Below are 19447 nucleotides of genomic sequence, written 5' to 3'. Positions count from 1 at the left end.
CTCACCCGCTGGATGTTCATGACAGGAAAGTCGTGACATCACTTGTCGACCCCCAAGTCATCATGTGCAAGCGGGTCAGTGTCATTCGTTGAATCGTCTTTACATTCTGGTATGGCCGCCAGCGCTTTCATCGCGCCGAGCATGGCCATCCATCACCAGGGAGGTGACAGCATGAATACGCAGATACTCGAACAGATGGAATCCGAGGTACGCACTTATTCTCGTTCTTTCCCGACCGTCTTCACCAAGGCGCAGAATGCCCACCTGTTCACCGAGGATGGCAAGCGCTACATCGATTTCCTGGCCGGCGCGGGCGTGCTCAACTACGGGCACAACCACCCGGTGCTCAAGAAGGCATTGATCGATTACATCAGCAGCGATGGCATCATCCACGGTCTCGACATGTGGACTTCCGCCAAGCGCGACTTCCTGGAAGCACTGGAAGAAGTGATCCTCAAGCCGCGTGGTCTGGACTACAAGGTCCACTTCCCGGGGCCGACCGGTACCAATGCCGTCGAAGCCGCCATCCGTCTGGCGCGCAAGGTCTCGGGCCGTCACAACATCGTGTCGTTCACCAATGGTTTCCATGGTGTGACCATGGGCGCCCTGGCCACGACAGGCAACGCCAAGTTCCGTGATGCAGCGGGTCTGCCAGCCCAGGGCGCACAGTTCGTGCCCTATGATGGTTACATGGGCGAGGGTGTCGACACTGTCGCGTATCTCGACAAGCTGCTGAAGGACTCCTCCAGTGGTCTTGACCGCCCGGCAGCCGTACTGGTCGAGACCGTACAAGGCGAGGGTGGCATCAACCCGGCCTCCATCGAATGGCTGCAGCGTCTGGATGCCCTGTGCAAGGAGCACAAGATCCTGCTGATCATCGACGATATCCAGGCGGGTTGTGGTCGTACCGGCAAGTTCTTCAGTTTCGAGCATGCCGACATCGTTCCGGACATCGTCTGCAACTCCAAGTCACTGTCGGCCTCTGGCGTGCCGTTCGCGATGGTGATGATGCGTCCGGAGCTGGATGAGTGGAAGCCGAGTCAGTACAACGGCACCTTCCGTGGCCATGCACTGGCCTTCGTGACTGGCGCCGCTGCACTGCGTCACTTCTGGAGCGACAACAAGTTCGAGCGCGACATCCAGCGCAAGGGCCGTATCGTCGAGGAGCGCTTCCAGAAGATTGCCGCCAAGGCGCGTGAAAACGGCTTCGCGGCACACGAGAAAGGTCGTGGCTTGATGCGCGGTATCGATGTGGCGTCAGGTGAACTGGCAGATGCCATCACCTCACGTTGTTTCGAGCAGGGCCTGATCATCGAGACCAGCGGTCACTCCGGGCAGGTCGTCAAATGCCTGTGTCCGCTGACCATCCGTGATGAAGATCTGCTGGAAGCCCTCGACATCATCGAGGAAAATGCGGCAGCCGTCCTGCGCTGAGTCTCTGCGGTATCGGGCGCCGGTCACGTGATCGGCGCCCGTTCTTACCTGGCCCGCCATGGCGCGGGTCATCTCATGCGATTCCTGGCCCTTGTCACCTGTCACCGAAGAAGGCGCTCATCGTTCTGCGTCGTGGCTGTTTCGTGTTCAAGCGCTATTGCCTTCATGTCACTGCGGGAATCGCCATCTGTCAGCTGTCGAGTCATGACAGCGCCCAAATGAGGAGAAGTTGATGATCGTTCGCAATCTCGAGGAAGCCCGCAAGACGGATCGTCTGGTCAAGGCCGAGAACGGCAACTGGGACAGCACTCGTCTGCTGCTCGACGAAGATGGTGGCAAGTGCTCCTTCCATATCACCCGTATCTTCGAAGGTACCGAGACCCATATCCACTACAAGCACCACTATGAAGTCGTGTATTGCATGGAAGGTGAGGGCGAGGTGGAGACACTGGCGGATGGCAAGGTCTGGCCGATCAAGCCGGGTGACGTCTATATCCTCAATGAACATGACGACCACCTGCTGCGTGCTACCAAGACCATGCATCTGGCATGTGTCTTCACGCCGGGTCTGACCGGCAAGGAAGTCCACCGTGAAGATGGCTCCTACGCACCTGCCGAAGCCTGAATCCGCGTCACGAACCGCGAGATCCATGGCCTGACCACACGAAGCCCCCGCAGCCAAGCTGCGGGGGCTTCGTGGTATGTGGGAGCAGGGCAGCAGGGCGCGCGGCTCCATATTGCATCACGAATATTCGAAAGTTTACCGTTTAATTGACCAGAGGCGCTAAGTCTCCCTTCGCGATGCAGGCAACGATAAGCTGAATGGTGTCCGTGTCACTCAGATGAGATCCTCGCCAATGGCCATCCCCCCACACAACGCGTCTGTCAGCCCACCCGCCATTGCGGCAGGTGGGCGTCCCGGGTTCATGCCAGCAGCCCCTCATCCTCGCGAACAGGAGCGAATCGATAGCCTGCACGCGCTTCACGTACTGGATAGTGAGCATGAAAAGCGTTATGACGACCTGACGCGCCTGGTCGCGGATATCTTCGATGTCCCCATCTGTCTCGTGTCACTGGTGGACGAGAATCGCCAATGGTTCAAGGCCCACTGCGGTATCGATGCACGTGAAACGGGGCGTGACCTGGCCTTCTGCGCCCACGCTCTCCATGAAGAGCGCTACCTCGTCGTCAACGACGCGAGCAAGGATGAACGCTTTCATGACAATCCCCTGGTCACCGGCCCGCCATATCTCCGATTCTATGCCGGCGCCTTGCTGCGAGACAGTTCAGGATTGCCATTGGGCACCTTGTGCCTCATCGATCACACACCACGTGAGCTGAGTGCGCCTCAACTCGAAAGGCTGGGACGCTGTGCCATGCTGGTCGAAAACGAGCTGATCCAGCGCGACAGCCTCCTGACGGAACGAACGCGTGCCACGCTTCAGGCCAGCATTGACCCCATTACCGGCTACAGCACACGACGACGTTATCTTCAGACATTTGCCCATTGGATGGAAAACCGAGGGAGTGAAAGCTACCAGGCCATCATGCTCAAGGTATCGGAGGCAGAACACTGGCGTCACCATCAGGGCGAGGTCTTCCTCCAGGAGGTGATGCAGTCACTGTCCAGCCAGATCAATGAAAGCTTCGATGATGAAGACGTCATCAAGGGTCGTCTGTGCAGCGATACCTTGATCATCCTGCTGCCTCAGCGGCAGTCTGTCAGCGGCATGCGTTGGCAGCGTTTCATCACTCAGCCCTGGCTGATGCATCTTTCCAGTGCTCTGAGGCCCAAACTCCTGGTCGCAACGGCCACCTTCACGCCCGAGGGGGCCACGGCCCATGAGCTTGTCGAACTTCTCGAGGAGGAACTCGCCAGTGCGGCGCATTGGGCACCGTGTCAGCAGAATCTTCAGGTCGCCGATCTCAGCAGCAATGTCACCCTTGCCATCGCATTGGGTGATCGCTTCGCCCGGGCCTTGCGAGACAATGAGCTCAGCCTGCATGCGCAGCCGATCCTGGATGTCCGGACGAGAAAGGTGTGCGGCATGGAGATGCTGCTGCGTTGGCAGGTTCAAGGGCGCTGGGTCACCGCGAACCAGATGTTGCGCATGGCTGAGCGCGCAGGCCTTGGCGAAGAACTGGATACCTGGGTGTTGCGCCAGACGTGCGCCATGATCAGTCGTTGGCAGTCGCAGCGCTCCACGGAGTCTCTCGGAGTGCCGGTATCACTGAATCTCTCGGCGAAGCGCCTGATTGACAGTGAATACGCCGAGACATTGAGACGCATCCTGCGACTTTACCGCCTCAAGGGGGAGCATCTGCGCCTGGATCTCACGGGCTGCGAACGCTTCGCGGAGACACCAGAAGCACTGATTGCGGCAATGACCTCGTTGACCCGTGACGGAGTAACCTTCTGCATTGATCGGTTTGGCCGGGAAAATGCCAACCTGCGTCTGTTGAGCCGGATGCCGGCGGTAGCCGTCAAGCTGCACCCACGCTTCATGGCACCTCAGCAGCATGAGCCGGATCAGACACGTTTGATCAAGGCATGGACCTGTGCGATGAAAACGCTGGGACTGGTGCCCATCGCGGTAGGTAGCAAGCGAGTTCAGCAGCTATCGGAGCTTGAGTCTCTCGGGTTCGATCAGGTTCAGAGCGATGCCTTCGGGCAACCTGCGCTCCCGGAAGATAGCTATGCGCAGTGGCTTGCCGAGACACATTTGCCCTTGAACAAGCGCCTCTAGCGGTCGCTCTCACAGGGGCAGCGCTGAAAGGCGAGGGTGATGGTGGCAAGCTCGATGCCCAGTTTGCGCATCGAGGTGCGATTCAATACGCGTCCGTCTGGTTGCAGATACATCCAGTCATCCATGTTGAACTCCCAGACACTGCCATCGATGGGAACCTGCAGGACATATTGCATGCGAAAGGCATGGCCATTGCTGGCTGCCGTGGCTTCTCCGGTCACGTCAGCTGCCGTGCCGCGCCACTGACGTTCACCCGTCGGGATGAAGGTCCATTGTCGATGCTGCGTCTCGCCATCGCTGTAGCGAAAGTTCTCGTCGAGGGTCAATCGTCCATCCTGCCTGGTGCCCTGTAGGTCCACAACGAAGCGTCGAGTCACTTCACCGGAACGATCCTGAACCATTCCCCAGCCTCGTGTGTGCCCGAGGAAGTACTCGTCGATTCTGAACTCGGGACCGGAACCGGCATAGGTATCGATTGAGGGGCTGCTGCAAGCCATCAACAGACTTGCCGAGGAGGCCAGCAGGGTGATCAGACCGAGGGGGCGCAAGCGGGAGCGAATCATCGACATTCTCGACAAGGAAACTTGTACTGATACTATGCAGTGATTCTACAAATAGCAATTTTGATGTGTCTCGACGCTTGCAGTGGATCGTCAACGCAGGCGTGATGTCGACATCCTATAGGTTCGTATAATATATATTATGTTAAATCGAGTATTCGAGAAGCCCAGACTCACGTCTCACAGGACCTGCCCTGACGATCATGCTGCCTGTCATGTGCTCGCTGTGCATGACCGATACCCGCCATGCTGAACCACAACTCGAGTGTCTGATGTCCTGAAATGTTCAGCAGCATGTCTGCCTGTCGTCAGCTGACGTCAGTGATTGGTCTTCTTCTGCCCTTGTGTCACGACCAGCCCGTTGAGAACAGACTTCGCCACTGAGGTCTCCAGTGCTCCCGCCGATCATTCGATGACTTGTGACACCCACCACAAGGTGCACTCACGATGCGAGAAATGTGCAAGTCCATGAAATAAGTGCCAAAGTATGGTAGCCGGAGACGTCAACTCGGCTGGGACAGGCACGTCCCCAACGAGCGACATTCTTGCCTGTCGAGCGATGAAATCGACGGCAAGAGGCGTCATGAGCGCTTCGCATCACGCTGGATTGAATGATTGTCCGTGAATGGCAACGCATTGACGTAAGCCGTTCCCGGGCGCACCAGCCGTGGGTGGCGAATCATGGACAGCGACTATCCGGCCTAAGTATCATCGCCCTTTGCCACACCTTCAGCGATCGCTGCGAAGACGACGACTGAAGGTGGCCGGGCTCCCTCCCATCATCCACTCGTGCAAGTACGGTGCGAGATGGATGAACAAGAATCATGCAAGGCGAACTCGTGAAGACGAGATCGTCAGCAAGGCTGAACAGGAACCCTCTTTATCATGCTGATCCGCAAGCTGCTGCTGCCCGTGTCATTGTCCAGCGTCATCGTCATGGCAGGTTGTGTTCCGGCGCAACCTCAGCCCCCCAAGCCGGTCTTGACCCCGGAGGCCTTCTCGCAACGCATCGATGCCCTGGAGAGCCAGATCGCCGGGCAATGCGACGTCCAGCAACAACAGCTTGTCGAGCAGCGCGAACTGAACCGCTCATTGCGCCGCGACATGCGGGAAGTCGGCAGCCAACTGCGCCGCATGCATGCCGAAATGGAACAGCCGGCAGCTCCGCAGGTGGTTCAGGCCTGCAAGACCGCCTCTGAAAACCCGATCATGGACAAGACGCTGCTCGGACGTGTCGAGTGGGTCGGCTTTCCGGACATCGGCAGCTATTTCAAGGCGCGCATCGATACCGGCGCGAACACGTCCTCACTGTCGGCGCGTGACATCACCGAGTTCGAACGTGATGGCGACAAGTGGGTCAAGTTCAAGCTGGCGCTTCGTGAGGATGCCAAATACTTCGTCCCCGAGGTGCGCGACAAGTGGGTAGAAGCCAAGGTCAGCCGTACCGTGACCATCGTGCAGGCGTCAGGGCGGGAAGACCGTCCTGTGGTCAGCATGTTGATGACGCTTGGCGACATCAAGCAGCGTGTCGAATTCACCCTGAATGACCGTCGTGATCTGACGTACCCGGTGCTGTTGGGCCGTCGTTTCATGATGGATATCGCAGCCGTCGATGTCAGCCGCACCTTCATCAATCCGCGTCCGGAATTCCCGGGCAGCGCTCCCAGCACCGCCGCTGCCAAGGATCAGGACCCGAATGAAGGAAATCGCGACTGACCCTCGCCCTCACCTGACGTTCACGGATCTCGAACATCTCCACTGACAGGGTCTGGCCGGGTGCCAGACCTTGTGACTGCATAATACTCAAGGACTCCCATGTCGCGTTTCTCCTTTTACCTGCTGGTCGGCCTGCTGATGCTGATTGGCGTGGGCCTGACCGCCTACCGCCATATTTCCTTCGATGTGCCCTGGGTGCCGGGTGCACAACAGAAAGTCTGGGATATCGAGGCCCAGGTCGCCTTCACGGCAACGGGCGGTCCGGTCAAGGCGTCGCTGGCGCTTCCGGAAAATCAGAAAGGCTATAGCGTCCTGACCGAAAACACGGCCTCCTCCGGCTTCGGGTTGTCGTATCTGGATGATCTGCCGGGCCGTCGTGCTGAATGGTCGATCCGTGAGGCCGCTGGCTCCCAGCTGCTGTATTACACCGTGACCATGCTGGAGTCCGACAACGCGACGCCTGCTGCCATCAAGCGCCTGCCAGCGCCTCAGGAAGTGTCCTGGGAACGTCCCTATGATACGGCTGCCGCTCAGGTGATCGAGCAGGCGCGCACTCGCAGCGCCGACTCCTTCACCTTCGCCCGTGAACTGATCAAGCAGTTCGACAATCAGCGTCAGGGTGAGAACGCGCGTCTGCTGCTGACCCAGTTCCAGCGTCCGGTGCTGATGCTGCGTCTGCTCAATGAAGCGGGCGTGAGCGCACGCCTGGTCAGTGGCTTGAGCCTGGAAGACGGACGCCGTCGCCAGAACGTGAGCTCCTGGCTGCAGGTCTTCGCCGAGACACCTGACAGCAATCAGGCTGTCGAGATCGACTCCCCTGAGGGTGAGAATCTCAACACTGACTGGGTGCTGATCAACCCCGAGACCGGCAAGCAAGGTGAGCCTGACAACCTGCTGCTGTGGGAAGGCCGCGGTGCCCCGATGCTGGAAGTGGAAGGTGGCGTCAATTCCCGTGTCAGCTTCTCGATGATTCGCCACAACGAACCGGCCGCCGTCGCGGTTCGCAACAAGCTGGCCAATGACGAGCTGCTCAACTTCTCGATCCACTCGCTGCCGCTGGAAGAGCAGGCCCTGTTCAAGACCATTCTGCTGATCCCGATCGGCGCACTGGTCGTCGTGCTGCTGCGAGTGCTCGTGGGCCTGAAGACTTCCGGTACCTTCATGCCGGTATTGATCGCCCTCGCCTTCATCCAGACCAGCCTGATCACCGGCTTGATCGGTTTCCTGCTCATCGTCGCCACCGGGCTCGTGATCCGCAGCTACCTTTCGCGGCTCAACCTGTTGCTTGTCGCCAGGGTCTCGGTGGTGATCATCACGGTGATCGCGATCATCTCGATCTTCTCGGTACTCGCCTATCGCTTCGGCCTCAATGCCGGCCTGACCATCACCTTCTTCCCGATGATCATCCTGTCCTGGACCGTCGAGCGCATGTCGATCCTCTGGGAAGAGGAAGGCCCCAAGGAAGTCCTCAAGCAAGGTGGCGGTAGCCTTCTGACCGCCGTGCTGGCCTATCTGGCGATGAACAATCCGTGGGTGCGCCACCTGACCTTCAACTTCCTGGGTCTGCAGCTGGTGCTGATGGCCTTCATCCTGCTGCTGGGCAATTACACCGGCTATCGTCTGCTGGAATTGCGTCGCTTCAAGCCGCTGACGGAGGATTGAGATGCTCGCGTCATGGATGAATCGCTGGTCGCGCAACTGGACCACACCGGGCGCCCTGCGTGCCCGGGGGGTTGTCGGCATGAATCGCCGCAACATCGGCTATATCTCGAAGTACAACGACCGCCGCCTCTACCCGCTGGTGGATGACAAGCTGCAGACCAAGCTGCTGTGTCAGAAGTACGGTCTGGCCTCGCCGGAGATGATCGGCAAGGTCGCCAGCCAGTTCGAGGTCGAGCGGGTCGTCGACATGGTGCGCGATCACGCAGGTTTCGTGATCAAGCCGGCCAAGGGCTCTGGCGGCAAGGGGATCCTCGTCATCGAGCACCATGATGGCGAAGAGTATGTGAAGCCCAGCGGCGCGCGCATCACGCGTGCCGACATGGAGCGCCACGTCTCCAACATCCTGTCAGGACTTTATTCGCTGGGCGGCTCACCGGATGTGGCGCTGGTCGAAGGCTTGATTTCCTTCGATCAGGCCTTCGCCGAGTTCACCTATGAAGGCGTTCCCGACATTCGGGTCATCGTCTTCAAGGGCTATCCCGTGATGGCGATGATGCGCCTGTCGACGGCGGCCTCGGATGGCAAGGCCAACCTCCACCAGGGGGCGGTCGGTGTCGGGCTGGATATCGGGTCAGGCTGGGCCGTGCGCGGCGTGCAGTATGATCGCCCGCAGTTCGCCCACCCCGATACGGGGCATGACATCTTCTCGCTCAAGGTTCCCCAGTGGGACACCCTGCTCGAACTGGCCTCGGGGTGTTACGAGATGACGGGACTGGGCTATCTGGGCACGGACATGGTGCTTGACCGGCGTCATGGCCCGATGCTGCTCGAGCTCAATGCCCGACCGGGCCTCGCCATCCAGATGGCCAATGGCGAAGGACTGCGCAAGCGTCTCGAGCTGATCGAACGACAACCTGATGGCGTGCCTGTCGCGGAACGGGTAGCCTTCGCCCGCAAGCACTTCGCGCGCAGCAAGGAAGACGTGGCCAACGTCGGAATGGCCCCCATTCCTGAATGATGGCGTGACCGCAGAGAACAACGCCCCGTGACACGCGAGTGTCACGGGGCGTTTGCGTTCGCGGGACGAGACCCTCAACCGGGGTCCATGCTCAGCATCAGGCGGCTACCGGTCGGCACGACTGGCGAGCGATGGATCAGGCCATGCCCCTCATTGCCGGGCCAGCATTCTCCCTTGAGCAAGGCCAGGCTTCCCGGGCGCAGCTCCCGGATCTGTTCCGGGTCCCGACAGATGTCCCGGTGTCCGACAACGCCATGCCCCAGAGCCAGGCGATCGGCGGCCTGCTCCGGCAACCATTGCGTTCCGGGGCCCTCATAGGTCGTCACCAACCGGACCGGAATGCGATCCACATGAAAGCGTGGGCACATGGCGCTCTGGGTCATTTCCAGCCGCATGCCGATATCCTGCACGTCGAACAGCTCGCCGATGGCCTCTCCTAGCACATAGATATCCTCTATCAGCGCAGCCCCGGCATCCGGTGCGGGTAGGTAGCGCTCCAGCGCCTCACGCAGGTCATTGATAGGCCCGCGCCAGCGCATGCGCAGCGGGTAGGCACCCGAGGACTGAGCCTTGACCGCCATTTTCAATGCCGCATCGATGCGGCGCTGCATCACGGCCAGCGTCACCTCCGGGCGAAAGATCTCCCCGAGATCCAGCGCCTGCTCTCCGATGTGCCAGTGTGGTGTTGCCGAATCTTTCGAACCGTTCGCCGTGACAGCTGACTGGGCCAGCCTGCCGCCCTTCGCAGGCCGGGAAGCCGATGGTGTGTCATGAGAAGTGATCGGAGTGATCGGAGTGATCGGAGTGATCGGAGTGATCGAGTGCATGGTAAGCGCCTCGGTGGGTAGGCAAGAGGGAAATCACGCTCGCTATTGTTATGTTATAACATGCCTTTACTGTGCAGTGACAACACTCTACCTTGCCGCTATCTGACAAGCCTGAGTCTGCATATGGCCCGAGACCGCCCAAATGCCCTAGAATAAGAGTCTGTTCATTGAGGTAACACGCTGATCTGATTCACTCTCAACGTGTCACTGGCCTCTCGTCATCCCGGATTCTCGATCCTCAGAATTCCCGACACCCAGGATTCTTCATGCCCGAGCAACTTTCGCTGATCGACCAGGCTGAACGCCAATGCCTGAAGCGTGGCGTGCGTTTCACCCCGATCCGGCGACGTGTGCTGGAATTGATCGCCAACAGTCATGGCGCACTCAAGGCATACGACCTCTTGGATCAGCTTGCCAAGGAACACGGTGCCGCCCGCCCGCCCACGATCTATCGCGCGCTGGATTTCCTGATCGAACAAGGCCTCGTCCACCGCATCGAATCGCTCAATGCCTTCCTTGCCTGCCACTGTCCCGAGCATCAGCACGGTTTCCAGCTGCTGATCTGCCGTGGTTGCGGGAGAGTCGAGGAGATGCACGACGATGATCTTGGCACTCGCCTTCTCGCCAGTGCAGATCGCCATGGTTTCTCGATCGAACGCCAGACTGTCGAACTTGAGGGGCGTTGCCAGAAATGCGCCTCTCAGGTCGCTGACATGGTAGAAACCGCTCAGTGAATGGCGCTTGCGAGCGCTTTTGATACGATATAACATTTGCTTCCCACGGAGGACGTCACATGCTGGACATCCGCATTTCGCAGGCACAGGTCGTCAATGAAGGCACCATTTCCACTCTGGATGTGGGCATCAAGGACGGGCGTATCCATGCCATCGGCAGTGATCTCTCACATCTGGACGCGCGTGAAGTGATCGATGCTGCCGGCCGCCATCTGCTGCCGGGCATGATTGATGATCAGGTGCATTTCCGTGAGCCCGGCCTGACCGCCAAGGGCAATATCGCCACCGAGTCGGCCGCCGCCGTCGCCGGGGGCATCACGACCTTCTTCGACATGCCCAACGTCAAGCCGGCAACCCTGGACAGCGATGCGCTGGAGGCCAAGTTTGCCGTGGCGGCCGGCCGTGCGCATGCCAACCACGCCTTTTATCTGGGTGCCAGCAACGACAACCTGGAAGCGATCAAGACGCTGGATCCGAATCAGACCTGCGGCATCAAGATCTTCATGGGTGCCTCGACCGGCAACATGCTGGTCGATGATCCGGAGATTCTCGAAGGTATCTTCAAGCATGCTCCGACGCCCATCGTCACGCATTGCGAAGACACTCCGATGATTCTGGAGAACGAGGCGCGCTGGCGTGAGCGTTTCGGGGAAGACGTGCCCTTCTCCGAGCACGGTCTGATCCGTTCTCGCGAGGCCTGCATCAAGAGCTCACGCCTGGCGATCGACCTGGCCACTCGCAACGGCACCCAGCTGCATGTCCTGCACCTGACCACCGCTGAAGAGATGGCGCTGTTCAAGCCGGGCCCGATGGCTGGCAAGCAGATCACCGCAGAGGTCTGCGCGCATCACCTGTGGTTCAGCGATGCCGATTACGACACGCGTGGCAGCCTGATCAAGTGCAACCCGGCCGTGAAGACCGCCGAAGACCGTGCCGCCCTGCGTGCCGCCGTGATGGATGGTCGCATCGACATCATTGCCACTGACCACGCGCCGCATACCTGGGAAGAGAAGCAGAACCCCTACTTCAAGGCGCCTTCCGGTCTGCCGCTGGTGCAGCATGCCCTGCTGTCACTGCTGGATCAGGTTCAGGACGGCATCTATGACCTGGAAACCCTGGTGCAGAAGACCAGCCACAACGTCGCGGATCGCTTCTCCATCGTCGATCGCGGCTATATCCGTGAAGGGGCGTTCGCGGATCTCGTGCTGGTCGACCTGAATGGCGAGACCAGCGTCACCCGTGACAACGTGCTCTACAAGTGTGGCTGGAGCCCCTTCGATGGCGTGACCTTCAAGGCACGCATCGATGCGACCTTCGTCAATGGCGTGAAAGCCTATGACGGCAAGACCGTCAACCCGGTGGCCAACGGCCAGCGTCTCTCGTTCAACCGCGGCTGATGGCGGTCCTGGCGTGTCGATCTTCGGCGCGCCTTGCCCGCATCATGCCGTGATCACTATCAGAAGGAAGTGGTGTCATGAGTATGCATGCGGGCTCTCCCCTGGCCTCTCGCCAAGTGTTCTGCGAAAAGCTGCTGTCCCGGATCCAGCGCACGCTGGGTTCGCGGGCTGCGCGTAGCCTGCCGTTGAGCGTGCTGGGTGCGCTTGCCGTTCTGGCGGCCCCCAACGCGCAAGCCGAAGACAGTGCGCCACTGCATGTCGCCGTCAGCGTGCCGCCTATCGAGTGGATGGTCGATCAGCTGGCCGGGGATCATGTCGAGATCACGACGCTGGTCAAACCGGGCAACAGCCCGCACACCTATGATCCGACCCCTCGCCAGGTGGCCGAGTTGTCGACGGTTCCCCTCTATCTCGCCATCGGCGTACCCTTCGAGCAGGTCTGGTTGCCGCGTCTCGAGAAGAACAATGCCGAGATGCAGGTCGTGCATCTGGAAGAGGGTCTCAACACGCGCCATTTCGGCAGTGAAGACGCTCATCATCATGATCACGGCTCCGACCATGACGAGCACGCGGGCCATGATGAGCATGAAGACCACGCAGAGCATGACGAGCACGGCCATGAAGGCCACGCAGATCATGACGAGCATGGCCATGAAGACCACGCGGATCATGACGAGCACGCGGGCCATGATGAGCATGAAGACCTCGGCGAAGCCGACCCTCATCTCTGGCTGGATCCGCAGCGGATGCAGACCGTCGTCGAGCGCACTGCCAAGGTATTGGAAGCCCAGCTGCCTGAACATGCCGGTGAAATCGATGCCAATGAGCAGCGGCTGCTCAAGACCCTGAATGCGCTGGACACGCAGATCGCGCAGGCGCTGGCACCTTACAAGGGTCGCAACTTCCTGATCTTCCACCCCAGCTTCGGCTACTTCGCGGATCGCTACTCACTCGCGCAGCATGCCATTGAAGTCAGTGGTCGTGAGCCTACACCACGCGAGATGGCCACTCTGGTCACACGTGCCAAGGATGAGAACATCGGCACCATCTTCGTCTCGGGACAATTCTCCCAGACGGCCGCCAAGCGCATCGCCAGCTCGCTGGATGCCGAAGTCGCCGTGCTGGACCCGTTGGCCGAGGACTATCTCGAGAATCTCAAGCGTGCCACCGAAGCGCTGAAAGCAGGCTTCGAGCGGACCGACAGTCAGTAATTTCTGGCCAGGCATTGCGCATGCGGCATGATCTTGCACAATGCTCTGCCCCATAAAAAAGTCAGACGGGCGCTCACGCGCCCGTCTGCGTTGCAAAGAGGTACCTCTCGTCATGGCCAGCCCCATCTCCGTCGCGCGCCGGCGCCCGGACAGCCATCCGGATGCACCAGCCACCGGGCGCAGTGTCGGTCCGGTATTTCGCCCGGTCCCGGCGGATGCACCGGATGCCATCGATATTCGCGGCGTGACCTTTCGCTATGGTGAGCAGGTCATTCTCGACGATGTCGATTTCCAGGTCGGCGCCCGCGAGATCGTGGGGCTGATCGGCCCCAATGGAGGCGGCAAGAGCACCTTGCTCAAGCTGGTGCTTGGCCTTCACAAGCCGGCAGCTGGGTGTGTCCGCGTGCTGGGGCGCACTCCCCAATCTGCCGCACGCCATATCGGCTATGTGCCACAGTTCGCCAATTTCGTGAAGCGCTTTCCGATCCGCGTGGAAGACGTCGTGCTGATGGGACGCCAGGGACGCAAGCGTCAATGGGGCCCCTGGCCACGCGCGGATCGTGAGGCGATCGGTGCGGTGCTGGAGGAAGTCGGTATCGGTCATCTGCGCCGTCGGCATATCGATGCCCTCTCCGGCGGTCAGCTGCAGCGTGTCCTGATAGCCCGGGCACTGGCGGCCGAGCCGCAATTGCTGTTGCTGGATGAGCCCACCGCGAGCGTCGACAGCGATGGTGAGCGTTCATTGTTCGAGCTGTTCAATCGGCTGGCCAATCGCATGAGCGTCGTGGTGATCAGTCATGATCTCGGCTTCATCAGTGATTATGTCGATCGGGTGGCCTGCCTCAACCGCAAGATGATCGTCCATGACACCGAGACGCTGACCGCCGAATCGATCGAGCGGCTCTACGGTGAACACGTCCAGATGATTCATCACCATCATTGATACGGTGGCCCGTGACAGGCTGCCTGGCGGGTTTCATTTCTTTCACGGCGCCTGCCCCGCGCTCTAGGCTTACAACACATGAATTTCATCACCGCCCTGGGCAGCCAGGACTTTCTTCAGAACGCCCTCTTCGCCGGCCTGTTGGCAAGCCTCGCGGCGGGCCTGGTCGGCCCCTATGTCGTGGTACGCCGCATCGGCTATCTGGCAGGCGGCATCGCCCACACGGTGCTTGCCGGCATGGGGATCGCCTACTTCATGGGGGCCAGCCCGCTCGTCGGTGCGTTCATCAGTGCCATCCTCGCGGCATTGCTGATCGGCTATATCAGCCTCAAGGGGTTTGATCAGGAAGACACCGTCATCGGTGCGCTGTGGGCCATCGGCATGGCCACCGGCATCCTCTTCATCAGTCAGACCCCGGGCTACAAGGTCGATCTGATGAGCTATCTGTTCGGCAATCTGCTGCTGGTGCCCGCAGACGCCATCGGCACCCTGGCCTGGATGGTGGGCGGGCTGGCACTGGTGCTGCTGGTCGTACACCGTCCACTGACGGCCGTGATCTTCGATGAAGAGTTCGCTCGCCTGCGAGGAGTGCCGGTCAAGACGCTCTATCTGCTGTTGCTGGTGCTGGTCGCCATTACCGTGGTGCTGTTGCTGCAGGCCGTCGGGCTGATCATGGTGCTGGCATTGCTGTCACTGCCAGCCGCGCTGGCCGGCCATCATGCGCGCTCACTGGGCATGATGATCGTGATCGCGAGTCTGGCGGCCATGGCCTTCACCACCGGTGGTCTGGCGCTTTCCTGGCAGTTCGATCTGCCTGCCGGTGCCACCATCGTACTGGTGGCGGGGATCGCCTATCTGGTCTCGCTGATCTGGCGTAGCGCCCGTGGCGGTCTGCGCCGCTGAGTCGCGGCTTGTTACACTGAGACTTCTTGAGATCTGGCCTCCGAACCGAAACGCTGCAACCTGCGCAGTGAACGTCGCGACGGGACCAGTCTTCGATACAGCTTCTGCAAGGATATGGATTCAATGGCACAGGATGGACTGCTCAAGTCGCTGGAAAATGCACAGGTCGGCGAAAAGGTCGCGCTGGACACCCTGATGGCTGCCCTGCCGTGGAATGGCGACGGGTTGATTCCTGCCATCGCCCAGCAGCATGACAGCGGCGAGATACTGATGATGGCGTGGATGAATGCTGAGGCGTTGCGCGAGACGCTGACCACGGGACGCGTGTGCTACTTCTCACGCTCGCGCAGCAAGCTGTGGCGCAAGGGCGAAAGCTCCGGTCAGCAGCAGCATCTGGTCAGCACCCACCTTGACTGCGACGGTGACACCCTGCTGGTCAAGGTCGATCAGACCGGCCCTGCCTGCCATACCGGACGCAAGAGCTGCTTCTACTGGCGCCTTGACGCCGAAGGCGCAGAGATCACCGATGCACCGATCATTGATCCCGACACGCTGTATGGCAACGCCTGAGTCAGGTCAACGTGACCCCGATCCCCGCCCTGCTCGCGGCTCGCTGTCGCGCGCTATGACGGCTGGCATGACGCGCCTGCTCACCGGCCTGCTGCGCGGCTATCAGCTGGTGCTCAGCCCGCTGCTGGGGCCGCGTTGTCGCTTCTTTCCCAGCTGCTCCAGTTATGGCCTCGAGGCCATCAAGGTGCATGGGCCGCTCAAGGGGTGCTGGCTGACAGCCAGACGCCTGTCACGCTGTCATCCCCTCGGTGGCCCCGGAGGAGTGGACCCCGTGCCACCACGCAAGGAGTCATCGTCAGACTGCTGCGCGGGCAATGACCGCGACTCAGGCCCCACGCCCTGATGGTGTCGCACGCTCCTGCGAGCTGATTTACGCATGTGAAGTGAAGTCGTGATATACTTCACATGTGAAAGGCGTCATGTGCGATGCCATCGTCAGTCAGCAGGAGAGCGCCATGTCCACCGCAACCGCCATCGATCGTGTGTCCCCGACCAGCCCCAGCGCGGGGCGCGTTGCCCTCAAGTCCTTCTTCAACATCATGGAGAAATGGCAATGCAGCGCTGCCGATCAACGCGTGCTGCTCGGCGGCATCGGCACCACCACCTATCACAAGTACCGCAAGCTGCCGGAAGTCCGCCTGCCCAATGACACCCTGGAGCGTATCTCCTACGTGATGGGGATTCACAAGGCGTTGCGCATCCTGTTCAGCAACACGCCTGAAATGGCCCATGAATGGGTGCGCCGCCCCAATCGCGCCGCTCCCTTCAATGGGCAGAGCGCGCTCGACTACATGCTGGCCGGGCAGGTGGTATCACTGGCCGACACCCGTCGTTATCTCGACGGAGTGCGTGGATGAGCATGAGCGCCCTGCCCCAACCTGCCCTGACACTGCCTGACTGGCAGAACGCCTGGCGCGTCATCTCCAGCGCCTTCCCGCCCATCTCGGTGTTCGAGGATATTCTCGAGCCTGATGAGCTGGAGATGGCCTTCGCCATCGAGGCGCTGACCAATGATCGTCTGCGCGAGGAGGCCGGCGATCTGAACCGTGTCGCACCCGAGGATCGCATCAGCGGGCCGGGCTCCACACCGGTGATGGCGGCCTTCACTCACATCGGGCGCGCATCACGTTTCACCGATGGCAGCTTCGGCGTCTACTACTGCGCCAGTAGCCTGGACACCGCCATCAGCGAAACCCGCTTTCATATGGCACGCTTTCTGGCCGATACCGCGCAACCCAGCCAGGAAATGACGATGCGCAGTTACGTCAATCGCGTGACGCAACCCTTGCACGACATTCGCCAAGGATACGCCGAGCTATGCCAGCCGGACACGGCCAGCTACCCGGCCGGCCAGGCTTTCGCGGCGAAGATGAGAGATACCGGCAGCCATGGTCTGCTCTACCCCAGCGTCCGCCATGCCAAGGTTGAGCCCGATGCCGAATGCGCGGCCATCCTGCGTCCACCGGCGGTCAGCATCCCCATTCAGGGCCCCCACCTGCGCTACGTCTGGGATGGTCAGCAACAGGCCATGACGCATGTGCTGGAGGTCAAGGAGCACCGCTGAGCCTGTGACGACACTGCGAACCTCCCGCTGGGTCCAGTCAGCGCGTCATCGCAATGACAAAGACGCCCGCCAGGCCTCTCGAGACATCTCGATCGGCATGGCGGGCGTCTTGGTTATCGTCAGGCCTCTTTTCTCGCCAGGCGTCAGGCGTTGGCGTGCAGCTCGGCAACACCGTAGATGCGCTTGAGCATTGCATGCAGGCCATTGGAGCGTGTCGGCGAAAGGTGCTTGTCGAGGCCGAGCTCAGCGAGGAAGGTCGGCTGAGTGGCGACGATTTCCTGCGGCGTCCGGTCGTTGTAGATGCGCAGCACCACGGCGATCAGGCCTGCCACGATGGCCGCATCCGAGGTGGCCTGGAAGTGCAGACGCTGCTCGCTGCCTTCACCACGTACGTCAGGATGAATCCAGACATTGGACTGGCAGCCGTCGATCTTGGTCTCAGGCCCCTTCAACTCTTCCGGGTACTCCGGTAGCGCCTTGCCCATGTCGATGATGTACTGATAGCGGTCCATCCAATTGTCGAAGAAGCTGAATTCCTCGACCAGTTCCGCCTGCGCTTGTTGCGCGTCGCTCATGCTGACTCCCGATGATGTCACTGAAGAGTGTCTGAAAATATGCTGTCGGCCATGATAACGCCTGACTCCGACGGACGCACGGGAGGCGTGAAGCCTGGCGCCATGCCAGCAGTCACGCCTCCTCCTCAGGGGTAGCCGTCGTCGTCGCCAGCGAGTGCCTTGCCATCTGCTGCTGCCACTCGCCGTCTTCGGCATGCAGGTAGCGAGAGGTGGTATCCAGCCGTGAGTGTCTGGCGGAGCGAGACAGGAAACGCAGCTCTACCCCGGCTTGCGCCTGATGGGTAATGGCGGTGTGACGCAGCCAGTGCGGGCTTGCCTGGTCGAGCGTGCGTGCCATCAGCTCGCTGGCGTCGCCGGGGCGCTCCGTTCGCTGGCGCATGTCGTGGGCGGCCTGGGTAAACGTCTGCTTAATCAACCGGTAGAGCTGATTGTCGCCCAGAGGGGTCGTGCCATCCAACCGCGCGAGCAGGGGCAGTGACTCATCAGCGGGCAGTGCCTGCGGCAAGTCACTCAGTCCACGCAGGCGTCGCCAGCGCACCAGGGCCTCGAGCATCGGGGGCGGCAGCGGGATCTCGGCCAGCTTGGCGCCCTTGCCTATCACTCGCCACCACCACTGGCCTTCCCGCTTGATGATATCCCCCATTCTCGCGGCGGCCATCTCGGCGATACGCGGCGCCATCAGGTAGGCAAACGCGAACAGAAACCGCTGGCGCTCCGCGATGAATCGCTCCCGCGACACCTCGTGCTCGAGGGAGGCACTGCCGGCTGTCGGTACGTGACAACGCACCTCATCACAGCGCGCCTCGATACGCCCCCACAACCAATCCCATAGCGGACGCTCCAGATAGCGCTCGATGCGCAGCGTGCGATTGTCCATGCGCCGCTTGTCGCGCATCAGCCGGAAAGGATTGCGCGCCAGATAGCCGGCCTCGATCAACCAGGCATAAAGCCCCTGCAGGATCACCAGACTCTGGCGGCGGCTGGCCGGAGCCAGCGGCCCGCGAAAGGGCCGCCACTCGGGGTGCCTGCGGGCACGCACACTGCCAACCCAGACCTCCGCTGGCTGAGGATTGGCCAGAAAGGCCTCGAAGTGCTCGAGCCGCTCACGATCCAGACTTGCCAGGGCGGCGTCTCTGCCCTGCTCACCTTCCGCCCTTAGCCACAGAAGCAGACGCTCTGCTTCCTTGCGATAGGCGCGCAGGGTCTGCGGGCTGTGGCGATATTCATTGAGCCACGCCGCCACGGCCTCAATGTCCGTCTGCGCCTTGATGAGTGCAGCATTGCCACTCTGCGTGACGGCTGCAGTGCTGGCGGTATTGGCCAGCTCGCCCTCAAGGCGGCCGATCAACGCGGCCATGCCACCGTGTGCGCCCTTCTCCACTGTCTCGACTCCTGTCGCGTTGCCTGGGGGCTGATTGTGACGTTACGGCCATGATAATTCAAGATAAGGCGCGTAATCATGAATTATGACCACCAAGGGTAACGTAAATTACGTATTACGTAATATGTAATTATCTTTATTCCAAGCAGACGAGTCGCTACAATGACGCTAAGCGGCCAGAAGTCTGCCTAAAGGGGAGCCCGCG

The 19447-nt window shown here is 60.7% G+C and carries 19 protein-coding genes; 15 read left to right on the top strand and 4 right to left on the bottom strand.

Going from position 1 to position 19447, the window contains the following annotated elements; translation table 11 throughout:
- Window positions 1-171: 171 nt before the first annotated feature.
- The 3 genes from ectB to QD172_RS00545 all read left to right on the top strand — a co-directional run bounded on the left by ectB (window position 172) and on the right by QD172_RS00545 (window position 4181).
- Complete coding sequence (gene ectB, locus QD172_RS00555) at window positions 172-1434, top strand: diaminobutyrate--2-oxoglutarate transaminase (protein ID WP_065392487.1); 1263 nt, start codon at window positions 172-174, stop codon at window positions 1432-1434.
- Between the two features lie 232 nt (window positions 1435-1666).
- Window positions 1667-2059: an ectoine synthase gene (locus tag QD172_RS00550; protein ID WP_065392486.1), complete on the top strand. Its 393-nt coding sequence runs from the start codon at window positions 1667-1669 to the stop codon at window positions 2057-2059.
- A gap of 301 nt (window positions 2060-2360) precedes the next feature.
- Window positions 2361-4181, top strand: coding sequence for an EAL domain-containing protein (locus tag QD172_RS00545; protein ID WP_279854550.1), 1821 nt, complete (start codon window positions 2361-2363; stop codon window positions 4179-4181).
- Here the strand turns inward: QD172_RS00545 and QD172_RS00540 are convergent.
- Window positions 4178-4744: a DUF3833 domain-containing protein gene (locus tag QD172_RS00540; RefSeq protein ID WP_279854549.1), complete on the bottom strand. Its 567-nt coding sequence runs from the start codon at window positions 4742-4744 to the stop codon at window positions 4178-4180. The two genes, QD172_RS00545 and QD172_RS00540, sit on opposite strands and share 4 nt — an antisense overlap.
- Before the next feature lie 882 nt (window positions 4745-5626).
- Between QD172_RS00540 and QD172_RS00535 the strand changes: the two genes are divergently transcribed.
- The 3 genes from QD172_RS00535 to QD172_RS00525 all read left to right on the top strand — a co-directional run bounded on the left by QD172_RS00535 (window position 5627) and on the right by QD172_RS00525 (window position 9137).
- Entirely contained in the window at window positions 5627-6457 is an 831-nt protein-coding gene (locus QD172_RS00535) for an ATP-dependent zinc protease (protein WP_077376386.1), read from the top strand.
- Window positions 6458-6556: 99 nt separating this feature from the next.
- On the top strand, window positions 6557-8119 hold the full coding sequence (locus QD172_RS00530) for an inactive transglutaminase family protein (RefSeq protein WP_279854548.1): 1563 nt from the start codon (window positions 6557-6559) through the stop codon (window positions 8117-8119).
- A gap of 1 nt (window position 8120) precedes the next feature.
- On the top strand, window positions 8121-9137 hold the full coding sequence (locus tag QD172_RS00525; RefSeq protein WP_240499519.1) for an alpha-L-glutamate ligase-like protein: 1017 nt from the start codon (window positions 8121-8123) through the stop codon (window positions 9135-9137).
- A gap of 74 nt (window positions 9138-9211) precedes the next feature.
- On the opposite strand, the gene QD172_RS00520 is transcribed toward QD172_RS00525, so the two are convergent.
- Window positions 9212-9964: a DUF1826 domain-containing protein gene (locus QD172_RS00520; protein WP_279854547.1), complete on the bottom strand. Its 753-nt coding sequence runs from the start codon at window positions 9962-9964 to the stop codon at window positions 9212-9214.
- Between the two features lie 266 nt (window positions 9965-10230).
- Here QD172_RS00520 and QD172_RS00515 point away from each other — a divergent pair, with 266 nt between their 5' ends.
- The 9 genes from QD172_RS00515 to QD172_RS00475 all read left to right on the top strand — a co-directional run bounded on the left by QD172_RS00515 (window position 10231) and on the right by QD172_RS00475 (window position 17286).
- Window positions 10231-10698, top strand: a complete 468-nt coding sequence (locus QD172_RS00515; protein WP_136937809.1) for a Fur family transcriptional regulator — start codon at window positions 10231-10233, stop codon at window positions 10696-10698.
- A gap of 59 nt (window positions 10699-10757) precedes the next feature.
- A complete protein-coding gene (locus QD172_RS00510) occupies window positions 10758-12095 on the top strand; it encodes a dihydroorotase (protein WP_077376398.1) in 1338 nt (445 codons plus the stop codon).
- 77 nt (window positions 12096-12172) lie between these two features.
- Entirely contained in the window at window positions 12173-13306 is a 1134-nt protein-coding gene (locus QD172_RS00505) for a zinc ABC transporter substrate-binding protein (protein WP_279854546.1), read from the top strand.
- A gap of 112 nt (window positions 13307-13418) precedes the next feature.
- Complete coding sequence (locus tag QD172_RS00500; RefSeq protein ID WP_077376403.1) at window positions 13419-14249, top strand: metal ABC transporter ATP-binding protein; 831 nt, start codon at window positions 13419-13421, stop codon at window positions 14247-14249.
- A gap of 78 nt (window positions 14250-14327) precedes the next feature.
- Window positions 14328-15152: a metal ABC transporter permease gene (locus QD172_RS00495; RefSeq protein ID WP_077376406.1), complete on the top strand. Its 825-nt coding sequence runs from the start codon at window positions 14328-14330 to the stop codon at window positions 15150-15152.
- A 114-nt stretch (window positions 15153-15266) separates the two neighbouring features.
- A complete protein-coding gene (gene hisI / locus QD172_RS00490; RefSeq protein WP_084208680.1) occupies window positions 15267-15722 on the top strand; it encodes a phosphoribosyl-AMP cyclohydrolase in 456 nt (151 codons plus the stop codon).
- Window positions 15723-15789: 67 nt separating this feature from the next.
- Entirely contained in the window at window positions 15790-16065 is a 276-nt protein-coding gene (gene yidD / locus QD172_RS00485) for a membrane protein insertion efficiency factor YidD (RefSeq protein ID WP_279854545.1), read from the top strand.
- A gap of 112 nt (window positions 16066-16177) precedes the next feature.
- Window positions 16178-16579 carry an MbcA/ParS/Xre antitoxin family protein gene (locus tag QD172_RS00480; RefSeq protein ID WP_176503301.1) on the top strand — a complete coding sequence of 134 codons (402 nt, stop codon included), beginning with the start codon at window positions 16178-16180 and terminating at the stop codon, window positions 16577-16579.
- Entirely contained in the window at window positions 16576-17286 is a 711-nt protein-coding gene (locus QD172_RS00475; RefSeq protein WP_258038265.1) for an RES family NAD+ phosphorylase, read from the top strand. Before QD172_RS00480 ends, QD172_RS00475 begins: the two co-directional genes overlap by 4 nt.
- 143 nt (window positions 17287-17429) lie before the next feature.
- Here QD172_RS00475 and QD172_RS00470 read toward each other — a convergent pair whose 3' ends face one another.
- Together QD172_RS00470 and QD172_RS00465 are read right to left on the bottom strand one after the other, a co-directional pair.
- Window positions 17430-17861, bottom strand: a complete 432-nt coding sequence (locus QD172_RS00470) for a SufE family protein (protein WP_084208681.1) — start codon at window positions 17859-17861, stop codon at window positions 17430-17432.
- Between the two features lie 112 nt (window positions 17862-17973).
- Window positions 17974-19242, bottom strand: coding sequence for a site-specific integrase (locus tag QD172_RS00465; RefSeq protein ID WP_279854544.1), 1269 nt, complete (start codon window positions 19240-19242; stop codon window positions 17974-17976).
- Between the last annotated feature and the right edge of the window lie 205 nt (window positions 19243-19447).

The sequence above is a fragment of the Cobetia sp. 10Alg 146 genome (genome assembly GCF_029846385.1).
In the GTDB taxonomy this organism is placed as follows: Bacteria; Pseudomonadota; Gammaproteobacteria; order Pseudomonadales; family Halomonadaceae; genus Cobetia; species Cobetia marina.
Note: the sequence above shows the minus strand (reverse complement) of the source record. Positions and strands in the feature narration are given on the sequence as shown.

What these genes read in the sequence shown, in the direction of transcription:
- ectB (WP_065392487.1), top strand. Translation starts at nt 172, where the DNA reads ATGAATACGCAGATACTCGAACAGATGGAATCCGAGGTACGCACTTAT.
- QD172_RS00550 (WP_065392486.1), top strand. Translation starts at nt 1,667, where the DNA reads ATGATCGTTCGCAATCTCGAGGAAGCCCGCAAGACGGATCGTCTGGTC.
- QD172_RS00545 (WP_279854550.1), top strand. Translation starts at nt 2,361, where the DNA reads ATGCCAGCAGCCCCTCATCCTCGCGAACAGGAGCGAATCGATAGCCTG.
- QD172_RS00540 (WP_279854549.1), bottom strand. Translation starts at nt 4,744, where the DNA reads ATGATTCGCTCCCGCTTGCGCCCCCTCGGTCTGATCACCCTGCTGGCC.
- QD172_RS00535 (WP_077376386.1), top strand. Translation starts at nt 5,627, where the DNA reads ATGCTGATCCGCAAGCTGCTGCTGCCCGTGTCATTGTCCAGCGTCATC.
- QD172_RS00530 (WP_279854548.1), top strand. Translation starts at nt 6,557, where the DNA reads ATGTCGCGTTTCTCCTTTTACCTGCTGGTCGGCCTGCTGATGCTGATT.
- QD172_RS00525 (WP_240499519.1), top strand. Translation starts at nt 8,121, where the DNA reads ATGCTCGCGTCATGGATGAATCGCTGGTCGCGCAACTGGACCACACCG.
- QD172_RS00520 (WP_279854547.1), bottom strand. Translation starts at nt 9,964, where the DNA reads ATGCACTCGATCACTCCGATCACTCCGATCACTCCGATCACTCCGATC.
- QD172_RS00515 (WP_136937809.1), top strand. Translation starts at nt 10,231, where the DNA reads ATGCCCGAGCAACTTTCGCTGATCGACCAGGCTGAACGCCAATGCCTG.
- QD172_RS00510 (WP_077376398.1), top strand. Translation starts at nt 10,758, where the DNA reads ATGCTGGACATCCGCATTTCGCAGGCACAGGTCGTCAATGAAGGCACC.
- QD172_RS00505 (WP_279854546.1), top strand. Translation starts at nt 12,173, where the DNA reads ATGAGTATGCATGCGGGCTCTCCCCTGGCCTCTCGCCAAGTGTTCTGC.
- QD172_RS00500 (WP_077376403.1), top strand. Translation starts at nt 13,419, where the DNA reads ATGGCCAGCCCCATCTCCGTCGCGCGCCGGCGCCCGGACAGCCATCCG.
- QD172_RS00495 (WP_077376406.1), top strand. Translation starts at nt 14,328, where the DNA reads ATGAATTTCATCACCGCCCTGGGCAGCCAGGACTTTCTTCAGAACGCC.
- hisI (WP_084208680.1), top strand. Translation starts at nt 15,267, where the DNA reads ATGGATTCAATGGCACAGGATGGACTGCTCAAGTCGCTGGAAAATGCA.
- yidD (WP_279854545.1), top strand. Translation starts at nt 15,790, where the DNA reads ATGACGCGCCTGCTCACCGGCCTGCTGCGCGGCTATCAGCTGGTGCTC.
- QD172_RS00480 (WP_176503301.1), top strand. Translation starts at nt 16,178, where the DNA reads ATGTCCACCGCAACCGCCATCGATCGTGTGTCCCCGACCAGCCCCAGC.
- QD172_RS00475 (WP_258038265.1), top strand. Translation starts at nt 16,576, where the DNA reads ATGAGCATGAGCGCCCTGCCCCAACCTGCCCTGACACTGCCTGACTGG.
- QD172_RS00470 (WP_084208681.1), bottom strand. Translation starts at nt 17,861, where the DNA reads ATGAGCGACGCGCAACAAGCGCAGGCGGAACTGGTCGAGGAATTCAGC.